This window comes from Streptomyces swartbergensis (assembly GCF_002148965.1).
GTDB classification, from domain to species: domain Bacteria; phylum Actinomycetota; class Actinomycetes; order Streptomycetales; family Streptomycetaceae; genus Streptomyces; species Streptomyces swartbergensis.
On record NZ_NGFN01000346.1, the window covers coordinates 1 to 8,981 of the forward strand.

Annotated in this window: 8 protein-coding genes; 6 read left to right on the forward strand and 2 right to left on the reverse strand. The window is 72.3% G+C overall.

The features are described 5' to 3' along the window. Both CA983_RS35745 and CA983_RS35750 read left to right on the forward strand, forming a co-directional pair. A partial coding sequence (locus tag CA983_RS35745; RefSeq protein WP_086604903.1) for an acyl-CoA dehydrogenase family protein occupies nucleotides 1-735 on the forward strand: 735 nt, incomplete at its 5' end. 443 nt (nucleotides 736-1,178) lie between these two features. Beyond that, the gene (locus CA983_RS35750) at nucleotides 1,179-1,658 is read left to right on the forward strand and encodes an ATP-binding protein (RefSeq protein WP_167407528.1); all 480 of its coding nucleotides are present in this window, start codon (nucleotides 1,179-1,181) and stop codon (nucleotides 1,656-1,658) included. A 627-nt stretch (nucleotides 1,659-2,285) separates the two neighbouring features. Here the strand turns inward: CA983_RS35750 and CA983_RS35755 are convergent. Then, nucleotides 2,286-3,212, reverse strand: coding sequence for a cyclase family protein (locus CA983_RS35755; RefSeq protein ID WP_086604905.1), 927 nt, complete (start codon nucleotides 3,210-3,212; stop codon nucleotides 2,286-2,288). Between the two features lie 105 nt (nucleotides 3,213-3,317). Here CA983_RS35755 and CA983_RS35760 point away from each other — a divergent pair, with 105 nt between their 5' ends. From CA983_RS35760 to CA983_RS35770, 3 genes are all read left to right on the forward strand, one after another. Continuing rightward, nucleotides 3,318-4,235 (forward strand): SDR family NAD(P)-dependent oxidoreductase, encoded by a 918-nt coding sequence (locus CA983_RS35760; RefSeq protein WP_086604906.1) that lies wholly within the window; start codon nucleotides 3,318-3,320, stop codon nucleotides 4,233-4,235. A 138-nt stretch (nucleotides 4,236-4,373) separates the two neighbouring features. Further along, complete coding sequence (locus tag CA983_RS35765) at nucleotides 4,374-5,522, forward strand: acyl-CoA dehydrogenase family protein (protein ID WP_086604907.1); 1,149 nt, start codon at nucleotides 4,374-4,376, stop codon at nucleotides 5,520-5,522. Next, nucleotides 5,522-6,571: a Zn-dependent alcohol dehydrogenase gene (locus CA983_RS35770; RefSeq protein WP_086604908.1), complete on the forward strand. Its 1,050-nt coding sequence runs from the start codon at nucleotides 5,522-5,524 to the stop codon at nucleotides 6,569-6,571. The genes CA983_RS35765 and CA983_RS35770 overlap by 1 nt, the downstream gene beginning before the upstream one ends. Here CA983_RS35770 and CA983_RS35775 read toward each other — a convergent pair. After that, on the reverse strand, nucleotides 6,493-7,611 hold the full coding sequence (locus tag CA983_RS35775) for a GlxA family transcriptional regulator (RefSeq protein WP_086604909.1): 1,119 nt from the start codon (nucleotides 7,609-7,611) through the stop codon (nucleotides 6,493-6,495). The genes CA983_RS35770 and CA983_RS35775 overlap by 79 nt on opposite strands. Before the next feature lie 71 nt (nucleotides 7,612-7,682). Between CA983_RS35775 and CA983_RS35780 the strand changes: the two genes are divergently transcribed. Then, on the forward strand, nucleotides 7,683-8,981 hold a 1,299-nt coding region (locus CA983_RS35780; protein ID WP_086604910.1), incomplete at its 3' end, for an MFS transporter.

Below are 8,981 nucleotides of genomic sequence, written 5' to 3' on the forward strand. Positions count from 1 at the left end.
GCCGGGTTCTTCGCGTTGCGGTTGCCGGAGGCGGAGGGTGGGGTGGGACTCGGGCTGCCGGAGGCCGTGTTGGTGTTCGAGGAGGCGGGGCGGGCGCTGCTGCCCGGGCCGTTGATCGCCACCCATCTCGCGGCCGGTGCGGTGCCGGGAGCCGCCACCGGGGAGACGGTCGTCTCGGCCGTGGACGGCGGGCTCGTGGAGTGGCCGGCGGAGGCCGACGTCGTACGCGGCGACACCGCCGGAGCCGTGCCGGTGCGCTCCCTCGACCCGTTGACGCCGCTGCACCGCGTGCCCGGCGGTGCGGCAGCGGACCCGGACCCCGTGGCCGTCCTGCTCACCGCCGCCGAGCAGCTCGGCACGGCCGCCCGCGTCTGCGAACTCGCGGCGCAACACGCCCGGGCGCGCGAGCAGTTCGGCCGGCCCATCGGAGCCTTCCAGGCGGTGGCACACCTGTGCGCCGGGATGCTGGTCCGGTCGGAAACGGCCCGCGCGGCGGTGTACGCGGCCGCCGTCACCGCCGACCCGGTCGACATCGCCGCCGCCCGCCTGCTCGCCGACGAGGCCGCCGTGCGCGGTGCCCGCGACTGTCTCCAGGTGCACGGCGGCATGGGCTTCACCTGGGAGTCCGAGGTCCATCTGCATCTGAAACGCGCATGGGTTCGAACTCAACGTGCGGGCGGAATCACGGAGAGTGAGGAAACTCTCGCGGCCGCTCTGGTGGCCGGAGCGGCCTGACAGGCCGTCTGGCTGCGGTGTCGCCGAACATTCCCGTGGAGATGTCGCGGATCGTGGCATCCGGTGATCACGGAGCGTTGATATCCGCTCGTGTCCTCCGAGCGGCTCGTTACGGCCCGGAGTCGACGGCCCGCTCCGGTACCTTGTGTGAGATGCGAGTGGCTCTGAGCGCAGTGCGACCCGGTGGCGCCGCCTGTTCGACTCCCCGCAGCGAGCGTCGCACAGTATGCCGCACGGGTACTCCTTCGCGCTGGAATATGCCCGAAGCGCTTGTTGGGGTGACTGTACGTCAACCATGCTGTCGCACAAGGGATTCACGTTCCGTGATCCTTGTCCCGGCCGTTGTTCTGGCCATGCAGAAAATGGCTACGATCGTGGCCTTCGTGAGGCGCGAGCCTAAGTGTCCGCCGGTTCGGATGGTGTGAGCGGTGCAGGTGCTTCAAGTGCAGCTGGAGATCCGGCCCGACCCCGCAGAGGTGGGGCGGGCCCGGCGGTGGGCCCGCTCCCGCCTGGCCGGGTCGGGCATACAGGCCGACGAGCCGCTCGCCGAGACCGTGATCCTGCTCGTGTCCGAGCTGGTCACCAACGCCGTGGTGCACACCGGCCGCCCCGCCGTGCTGCGGCTGTCCCTGCCGCACGCGGTGACGGAGGGGGCCACCGTCCGTCTCGAGGTCGCCGACCGCAGCGGCCGGGCCCCCGTGCCCCGGTGTGCGGAGGACGACGCGACCGGCGGCCGGGGCCTCGCCCTCGTCGACGGCCTCGCCGACCGCTGGGGGTGGAGCGTCGAGAGCACCGGCAAGCGCATCTGGTGCGAATTGGACCGGTGTTCGAAGTCCTCCGAGGTCACTGCGGCGTGCGGGGGCGGCGCGGTGGCGTGCGGCGGCGGGGCGGCCTTCGAGGGGCTGGCGTACGAGGCGGTATAGGGCCGGGGCGCTACGGGGAGCCCCGTCCGTGACTGCCGGGCGCGTGGTCGACGAGGTGTGGTGACGAGGTCTGGTGTACGGCGGCACATGCCGCGCGGTGTTGCGGCGAAGCCGGGGCACGGTCGCAGGCGGCTCCGCCGTTTTCGTCATGGCATGCGGCGATGCGCCGGGATGTGCTTCCGTGCGCGCCCAGTGCGAAAGCCGCATAAGCAACAAATCGCCGAATGGGTGTTGACGCCTCGTGACCGTTTGCTCACGCTTGTGAGCAGCGATTCGCCGTGAGGGGACGGCGAGGGCTGCGACGACGGCGGCCCTCGGCGAGTGTGAGTCGTGATTCGGCGTCGGCTCCCTGTCAGGGCCACGGGAGCCGGGGCGGGAGCGCCGGAGTCGGGTGGCGGCGCGCGCTGCCGTGCTCGGGGCGAGCAGCGCGGCGCCGCCATCCAGCTTCAGCGGCGGGGTGGCGGCGGTCGGGCTGCAGGCTGCGGGCGGTGGCCTGGCTGGCGGGCTTGGTGGGCTTGGTGGGCTTGGTGGGCTTGATGGGCTTGATGGCCTTGGTGAGCGGCCTGGCTGGCGGGTTTGGTGGGGGGCCTGGCGTGCCGGTCTGGCGTGCCGGTCTGGCGTGCCGGCCTAGAGGACGGCGACCGGGGCCACCGGAGAGCCGGTCGCTCCCGTGAACGGCTCGGGGGTCGCCGCCAGCAGGAACGCGTAGCGGCCTGTTTCTCCACAGGCTGTGGACAACTTTTCGAGATCCCAGTTCTGGCCCTGCGGCATCCCCATCTCCACGAGGTGGAGGGCGTGCACCGGCAGCCATAGATCTTCCACCTCGGGCGGGAACACCTCGAAGGTGAGGGTGTCGTTGGCGACCGCCGCGACATCGCGCGCGTGGAACCACTCCGGCGTCCGGATCGACAGCCCGGGAGACGGATACGCGTACCCGTGCCGGTCCCCGGCCAGGCAGAGCTGGACCTGCCCGGTCCGCACGAGCACGACGTCACCGGCCCGCACGCGCGTACCGGCCAGCTCCTCGGCCGCGTCCAGATCCTCGGGCGTGACGGCGTACCCGCCGTCGAGCCGGTCCGTGCCCCGGGCCCGGGCGACGTCGAGCAGCACTCCGCGTGAGACCAGGTGCCGGACCTTTTCGATGCCGCTGAACTCCGCGCCGCCGTGCGGGGTGATGGAGTGCGCCGGCCGGCCGTTGTAGAGCCTGCCCGAGTGCGAGACGTGCGGCAGCGCGTCCCAGTGGGTGGCCGCCTGGAGCCCCATGGTCACGGCGTCGTCGCTGCACGCGACCGTGCCCGGGCCGAAGAGCTCCTGGTTGATCTGCACCATGACGTGCAGCGGGTCGATCCGCCCCGGGATCATCCCCGTCTGGACGCCGTCGCGCCGGAGGGGCAGCGCGAGCGGGATCCGGTGACCGGTGCGGACCGTCGCCGCGGCCTCCCGGACGACCTCGTCGGTGATCAGGTTCAGTGTGCCGAGCTCGTCGGTGGCTCCCCAACGGCCCCAGTTGTTCACGCGCTTGGCGATGTCGTGGAACGCGTCCGGCAGCGACATGAGTCCTCCCCGGGGCTTGTGTTCCCGTATCTGACGGGTCGTAGAATCTGGAGACCGCGAAATCTAACGGTCCGTCAGAAACCGTGGGACGGGAAGGGGCCGGGCGTGGGGAACTTCTTGGCAGGCAAGGTCGTCGCCGTCACGGGCGCCGGGCGGGGTATCGGCCGGGCGGTCGCGCTCGCGGCGGCGGCGGAGGGGGCGAAGGTCGTCGTCAACGACTACGGCGTGGCGGTCGACGGCGCCTCCCCGACCAGTGAGGTCGCCGAGGCCGTGGTCAAGGAGATCGAGGCGGCGGGCGGGGACGCGGTCGCCGTCGCCGACGACATCTCCACGATGGCGGGCGGGCAGCGGGTCGTCGACGTGGCGCTGTCGTCGTACGGGCGGCTCGACGGGGTGGTCTGCGTGGCCGGGATCCTCCGGGAACGGATGCTGTTCAACATGACCGAGGAGGAGTGGGACCCGGTCGTCGCGACGCACCTGAAGGGCACGTTCACGGTGTTCCGGGCCGCCTCGGCGGTGATGCGCAAGCAGCGCGCCGGCACGCTGATCGGCTTCACCAGCGGCAACCATCAGGGGTCGGTGTCGCAGGCCAACTACAGCGCGGCCAAGGGCGGGATCATCTCGCTCGTACGGAGCGCCGCGCTGGGGCTGAACAAGTACGGCGTGACCGCGAACGCGGTGGCTCCGGTCGCGCGTACGCGGATGTCCGCGGGCGTGCCGATGGAACTGGCGGAGATCGGGGAGCCGGAGGACGTCGCAGCGCTGGTGGTGTATCTGCTGTCCGACGGTGCGCTGGAGCAGGGGATCACCGGGCAGGTGTACACCGCGGCCGGGGCGAAGATCGCCGTGTGGGCGCAGCCGCGGGAACTGCGGGCCGTGTACGCCGAGGGCGGTGCGTGGACGCCGGAGCGGATCGCGGAGGTGTTGCCGGGGTCGGTGGGGGTGGATCCGATGCCGATGCTGGAGCGGGTGCGGGAGATGGAGAGGGCGGCGCGGGAAGGGGAGCGGCCGAACGCCCAGTAGCTCGGGGGTGTTGTTGTGTGGCGGCTGCGGGTGGGTTGTGGCTGGTCGCGCCCACGCGGCGGAGCCGCATATTCAATGCAGCCCCGCGCCCCTTGGGGACGTCACCTCAAGCCCAGTTACCGAAACGAGGCGGCAACCGTGGATTTCGGGTTCACGCAGGATGACGAGGACTTTCGTGCCGAGGCTCGTGAATGGCTCGCCGTGCACGCCGAGGGAGCGGGAGACCGCCGCAGTTGGGAGCGCACCCTCGGAGCAGCCGGCTGGATCGGGATCGGATGGGGCGCGGACGGTTACGGCAACCGCACCGCCACGCTCACCCAGCAGGTCGCCTGGGCCGAGGAGTACGCCCGGTCGGCCGCGCCCCCGCGCTCCGGCCACATCGGTGAGAACCTCCTGGCCCCCACGCTCATCGCGCACGGCACCGAGGAGCAGAAGTCCCGCTTCCTCCCCCCGATCGCCGCCGGCGAGGAACTCTGGTGCCAGGGCTACAGCGAACCCGGCGCCGGCTCGGACCTGGCCGGTGTCCGTACCGCGGCCGTGCGCGAGGCGGACGGCCGCACCTACCGCGTCACCGGGCAGAAGATCTGGACGTCACTCGCGCACGAGGCCAACTGGTGCTTCGTGCTCGCCCGCACCGAGCCCGGGTCGCGGCGGCACCACGGACTGACCTTCCTCCTCGTCCCCATGGACCAGCCGGGCCGGATCGAGGTCCGCCCCATCCGGCAGCTGACGGGCACCAGCGACTTCAACGAGGTCTTCTTCGACGGCGCGCACGCGGAGCAGGTCGTCGGTGGCGAGGGCAACGGCTGGCGTGTCGCCATGAGCCTCCTCGGTTTCGAGCGGGGCGTGTCCATGCTGGCGCAGCAGATCGGGTTCGCCGAGGAGCTGGACCGGGTGGTGCGGGCGGCCGTGGAGTCGGGTGCGGTGGCGGATCCCGTCGTACGGGAACGGCTCGTCCGGCAGTGGGCCGAGTTGCGCACCATGCGCTGGAACGCCCTGCGCACCCTGGGCGGTTCGGGCGACGCGGGTGCCCCGAGCGTGGCGAAGCTGCTGTGGGCCGGCTGGCATCAGCGGCTCGGGGAGCTGGCGGTGCTGGTGCGGGGCGCGGCGGCGAGCGTCGGTCCGGCGGACTGGTCACCCTCGTCGCCGTACGAACTGGACGCGGCACAGCACCTCTTCCTCTTCTCGCGGGCCGACACCATCTACGGCGGCTCGGACCAGATCCAGCGCACGATCATCGCCGAGCGCGTGCTCGGCCTGCCCAGGGAGCCCAAGGGAGCCGCGTGATGCGAGGCGTGATCTTCGACGGGAAGCAGGTCCGGGTCGTCACGGATCTGGAGGTGCGGGAGCCGGGGCCGGGTGAGGTGCGGGTCGCGATCTCTGCGGCGGGGCTGTGTCACAGCGATCTGTCGGTGGTGGACGGGACCATACCCTTCCCGGTTCCTGTGGTGCTGGGTCACGAGGGAGCGGGTGTGGTGGAGGCGGTGGGGGAGGGCGTCACTCATGTCGCGCCCGGGGATCACGTGTCCCTGTCCACGCTCGCGAACTGCGGTACGTGCGCGGAGTGCGACCGGGGACGGCCGACCATGTGCCGGCAGGCGATCGGCCGCCCGGGCCGGCCGTTCCGTCACGCCGGCCTGCCGGTCCACCAGTTCGCCGCCAACTCGGCRTTCGCGGAGCGCACGGTCGTGAAGGCCGTGCAGGCGGTCCGGATCCCCGGGGACATCCCCATGGCGTCGGCGGCGCTCATCGGGTGCGGGGTGCTGACGGGGGTGGGCGCCGTGCTGAACCGGGCGAGGGTGGACCGCGGCGACAGCGTCCTGGTGATCGGCACGGGCGGCATCGGCCTGAACGTGTTGCAGGGGGCGCGGCTCGCGGGTGCCCTGCGGATCGTGGCCGTCGACGCCGACCCGGCGAAGGAGGAGATGGCACGCCGCTTCGGCGCGACCCACTTCCTCACCTCGACGGAGGGCGTGCGGGACATCCTGCCCACGGGCGCGGACCACGCCTTCGAGTGCGTCGGGCGTGTGGAGCTGATCCGCCAGGCGATCGACGCACTGGACCGGCACGGCCAGGCGATCCTCCTCGGGGTGCCGCCGGCCACGGCCGAGGCGTCCTTCCGCGTCTCGTCGATGTACCTCGACAAGTCCATCCTGGGCTGCCGCTACGGCTCCTCCCGCCCCCAGCGCGACATCGCCCTCTACGCGGACCTGTACCGCCAGGGCCGGCTGCTGCTCGACGAACTCGTCACCCGGACCTACCCGGTCGAGGACTTCGAGAAGGCGGCGGCGGACGCGGAGGCGGGGCGGGTGGCGCGCGGAGTGCTCACGTTCTGACGGCCGCCGTTCGGTCCCTTGGCGGTCCGGAAGGTCCGCCGGTAGGCGGTGGGCGTGACGCCGAGCGCCGCCTGGAGGTGCTGGCGCATCGACTGTGCCGTGCCGAAGCCCGCGTCGCGGGCCACCTGGTCGACGGTGCGGCCGGTGGTCTCCAGCAGGTGCCGGGCCCGTTCCACGCGCTGCTGGGTGAGCCACTGCCCCGGGCTGACGCCGGTCTCCTCGCGGAAGCGGCGGGTGAACGTGCGGACCGACATGGCCTCCTGAGCGGCCATGTCCCGCAACTGGATCGGCTCGTGCAGACGGCCCAGGGCCCAGGCGCGGGCGGTGGTGGTGGAGGCCTGCTGCGGATCGGGCACCGGCCGCTCGATGTACTGCGCCTGCCCGCCGTCGCGGTGCGGCGGTACGACCGTACGGCGGGCCACGTCGTTGGCGACGGCGGCGCCGTGGTCCCGGCGGACGATGTGCAGGCACAGGTCGATGCCGGCGGCGACGCCCGCGGAGGTCAGCACGTCTCCGTCGTCGATGAACAGCACGTCCGGGTCGACCTCGACCCTGGGGAAGAGCCGCTGGAGGCGCTCGGCGTCGGCCCAGTGGGTGGTGGCGGGGCGGCCGTCGAGGAGGCCTGCGGCGGCGAGGACGTAGACGCCGGTGCAGATGGAGGCCAGCCGGGTGCCGGGCCGGAGGTGGGCGAGGGCCGCGGCCAGTTCGTCGCTCAGCACGCCCTCGTCGTAGACCGGGCCGAGTTCGTACGACGCCGGGACGACCACCGTGTCGGCGTCGGCCAGGGCCTGAGGGCCGTGCGCGACGTGGATGGCGAAGTCGGCGTCCGTCTCGACCGGCCCCGGCGGGCGGACCGAGCAGGTCACGACCTCGTACAGGCGCCGTCCCCGGGCGTCCTTGGGGCGGCCGAAGATGCGGTGCGGGATGCCCAGTTCGAAGGGGAGCAGCCCGTCGAGGGCGAGGACGACGACGCGGTGGGGGCGGAAGCCGTCGGCCGGGTCCGGATCCGGATCCGGACTGGAGTGGCTGGCCGATGTCATGGCCCGATCCTAGCGAATGCTGTCCTCCTGGCCACTCGATGAAAGGTGTCGCAGGCCGGAAGCTCTGTGTCGTGACCCAGACAAGCGAAGCCGCAGCAGTCGTGCCGCAGCCGCCGAAGCCGGGCCGCGGCGGCCGTCGACGCGTGCACCGGGCCTGGTTCGTCGCCGCCGTCACCTTCGTGACGATCATCGGCGCGGCCGCCTTCCGTTCCGTACCGGGCCTGCTCATCGACCCGTTGCACGACGAGTTCGACTGGTCGCGCGGCACGATCAGCGCCGCCGTCTCGGTCAACCTCGCCCTGTACGGGCTGAMGGCCCCGTTCGCGGCGGCCCTGATGGACCGCTTCGGCATCCGCCGGGTCGTCGCGGTCGCCCTGACGGTCATCGCGCTCGGTTCGGGCCTCACGGTGTGGATGACGGCGGCCTGGCAACTGATGCTGTGCTGGGGCCTGCTGGTCGGTCTCGGCTCCGGTTCGATGGCGCTGGCGTTCGCGGCGACCGTCACCAACCGCTGGTTCACCGAGCGGCGCGGCCTGGTCAGCGGCATCCTCACCGCCGCGTCCGCCTCCGGGCAGCTGATCTTCCTGCCCCTGCTGTCCTGGATCGTCGAGCGGCACGACTGGCGCCCGGCGGCCGTGACGGTCGCGCTCGCCGCCCTGGCGGTCGTCCCGTTCGTCTGGCTCCTGCTGCGCGACCACCCCGCGGACGTGGGTCAGATGCCGTACGGCGCGACCGAGTTCGTACCGAAACCGGCACCGGTCCCCGGCGCGGCCCGCCGGGCCGTGACCGTCCTGTTCTCGGCCGCGCGCACCGGTCCGTTCTGGCTGCTCGCGGGCACCTTCGCGATCTGCGGCGCCTCGACCAACGGCCTGATCCAGACCCACTTCGTGCCCGCCGCCCACGACCACGGCATGCCCCTGACGACCGCCGCCTCGCTGCTCGCGGTCATCGGCGTCTTCGACGTCATCGGCACGATCGCCTCCGGCTGGTTCACCGACCGCTTCGAAGCCCGGCGCCTGCTCGCCGTCTACTACGCCTTGCGGGGCGTCTCCCTCCTCTTCCTCCCCCTGCTCCTGGTCACACCCAGCGTCCAGCCCCCGATGATCTTCTKCATCGTCTTCTACGGCCTCGACTGGGTCGCCACCGTCCCGCCCACCCTCGCCCTGTGCCGCGAGCAGTACGGCGACGACAGCGCGATCGTCTTCGGCTGGGTCCTCGCCTCCCACCAGGTCGGCGCCGCCCTGGTCGCCTTCCTCGGCGGCGTCGCCCGCGACACGTTCGGCTCGTACGACGTGGTGTGGTACGCGTCGGGGGCGTTGTGTGCGGTGGCGGCGTTGATGGCGTTGGTGATCCGGCGGCGGGGGGTGGGG